Annotated in this window: 1 pseudogene; it reads right to left on the bottom strand. The window is 63.8% G+C overall.

What is annotated here, in order from left to right:
* Positions 1-486, bottom strand: a pseudogene (locus B3547_RS17165) (preprotein translocase subunit SecA); the annotation flags it as partial.

Below are 486 nucleotides of genomic sequence, written 5' to 3'. Positions count from 1 at the left end.
CGATGCGGCGGCTTTCGTGCCGTTCGGTGCCGATCACGCACAGGCCGCCGGCTTCGAGCACCTTCTGCTTTTCGGCGGCCACCTCGGCGCGGATGCGTTCGATCGCGGCATCGCGTTCGGGGCCATCGGCCACGTCGCGCAGTTCATCCGCGATGCGGAACTCGATGTTGCCGCCCAGCTGGATGTCGGTGNNCCGCGCCAAGGCGGCCGGCCTGCGCGACGATGTGCGCTTCCATCTCGTGGAAGCGGGCGTTGAGCACGCTGTGCTTCACGCCTTCCTTGGTCAGGAAGTCCGAAAGCAGTTCCGATTTCTCGATCGAGACGGTGCCGACAAGCACCGGCTGCCCGATCTCGTAGCGCTCGCGGATCAGCTTCGCGATGGCACCGAACTTGTCCAACGTGTTCTTGTAGAACTCGTCTTCCTCGTCCACGCGCATGACCGGCACGTTGGTGGGGATCGAGACGACGTTCATCTTGTAGATGTCG

The sequence above is a fragment of the Novosphingobium sp. UBA1939 genome (assembly GCF_002336885.1).
In the GTDB taxonomy this organism is placed as follows: Bacteria; Pseudomonadota; Alphaproteobacteria; order Sphingomonadales; family Sphingomonadaceae; genus Novosphingobium.
This window is presented reverse-complemented; position numbering and strand designations above follow the sequence as displayed.